Here is a 1,769-nt window from a genome sequence, read left to right as displayed (position 1 = left end):
TTCCTCTCGACCGAGCAGTACAACCAGCTGTTCACCATGCACGGCACGATCATGCTGCTGATGTATGCCACCCCCATCGTGATCGGCTTCGCCAACTTCGTACTGCCCCTGCAGATCGGCGCTCCCGACGTCGCCTTCCCGCGGCTCAACGCCCTCGGCTTCTGGCTGTTCGTCTTCGGCTCGACCATCGCGATCGCCGGCTTCATCACCCCCGGTGGTGCCGCCGACTTCGGCTGGACCGCCTACACCCCGCTCAGCGATGCCATTCACTCACCCGGCGTCGGCTCGGACATGTGGTTTCTCGGACTGACAGTGTCCGGCTTGGGCACCATCCTGGGCGCGGTCAATATGGTCACCACGGTCATCTGTCTGCGCGCACCGGGAATGACGATGTTTCGCATGCCGATCTTCACGTGGAACATCCTGGTCACCAGTGTCCTGATCTTGCTGGTGTTCCCGCTGCTCACCGCGGCACTGCTCGGCGCCGAAGTCGACCGTCAATTCGGCGCGAATCTGTTCGATCCGTCCAACGGCGGCGCCATTCTCTGGCAGCACATGTTCTGGTTCTTCGGCCACCCCGAGGTCTACATCATCGCGCTGCCGTTCTTCGGCATCGTCTCCGAGATTTTCCCGGTCTTCAGCCGTAAACCGTTGTTCGGGTACTCAGGACTGGTCTACGCCACCCTCGCCATCGCCGCCCTATCGGTCGCGGTGTGGGCACACCATATGTATGTCACCGGCGCCGTGCTGTTGCCGTTCTTCTCCTTCATGACGTTCCTGATCGCGGTGCCGACGGGCGTAAAGTTTTTCAACTGGATCGGCACAATGTGGCGGGGCCACATGACGTTCGAGACACCGATGTTGTTCTCGGTCGGCTTCATGGTCACCTTCCTCTTCGGCGGACTCACCGGTGTGCTCCTGGCCAGCCCACCCATCGACTTTCAACTCTCCGACAGCTACTTTGTGGTGGCCCACTTCCACTACGTCCTCTTCGGCACCATCGTGTTCGCCACCTACGCCGGCATCTACTTCTGGTTCCCGAAGATGACCGGACGTCTGCTCGACGAACGCCTGGGCAAGATCCATTTCTGGCTGACGTTCATCGGCTTCCACCTCACCTTCTTGGTGCAACACTGGCTCGGAGCAGAAGGCATGCCCCGCCGGTACGCCGACTACCTGCCCTCAGACGGCTTCACCACGCTCAACATCATCTCCACCGCCGGCGCGTTCGTCCTCGGCATCTCGACCTTGCCGTTCCTGTGGAACGTCTTCCGCAGCTACCGCTACGGCGAGGTCGTCACCGTCGACGATCCATGGGGCTTCGGCAACTCCCTGGAATGGGCCACCAGTTGCCCACCGCCGCGCCACAACTTCACCGAACTCCCCCGCATCCGGTCGGAGCGTCCAGCGTTTGAACTGCACTACCCGCACATGGTGGAGCGGATGCGCGCCGAAGCTCACGTCGGCACACGGCACGGTGAACCCAGCGAGACCGCAGAAGAAGTCCGCCGTGCGCCGCTGACCACCGGAGACCATGAAGCATCTACAGATCCCGACCCGGAGAGCCGACCGTGAACAACTCCCCCTTCCCTGCCCTCGACCAGGCCGCCGTCCCGCGATCGCGCCGCCCGCTGACCGTTCCTCGATGGTTCGCCATCCTCGCAGTCGGCTACACCGCGTTGATGACCTTTGCGTTGACCCTGCTCGCGGGTTCTGTCCTCGCTCAGGGCACTCCCCTGCTGCTGTGGCTGATCGCGGCGACCGCGGCA

General features: G+C 62.7%; 2 protein-coding genes. Both read left to right on the top strand.

Annotated features, from left to right (window positions below; all coding sequences use genetic code 11):
• A partial coding sequence (locus BJF87_RS22730) for a cbb3-type cytochrome c oxidase subunit I (protein ID WP_075863976.1) occupies positions 1 to 1,575 on the top strand: 1,575 nt, incomplete at its 5' end.
• On the top strand, positions 1,572 to 1,769 hold a 198-nt coding region (locus tag BJF87_RS22725; protein WP_139319577.1), incomplete at its 3' end, for a hypothetical protein. The genes BJF87_RS22730 and BJF87_RS22725, both read left to right, overlap by 4 nt.

This window comes from Gordonia sp. CNJ-863, from assembly GCF_001942325.1.
GTDB classification, from domain to species: domain Bacteria; phylum Actinomycetota; class Actinomycetes; order Mycobacteriales; family Mycobacteriaceae; genus Gordonia; species Gordonia alkanivorans.
The sequence above is the reverse complement of the archived record's forward strand: the minus strand, read 5'-3'. Positions and strand labels throughout refer to the sequence as shown.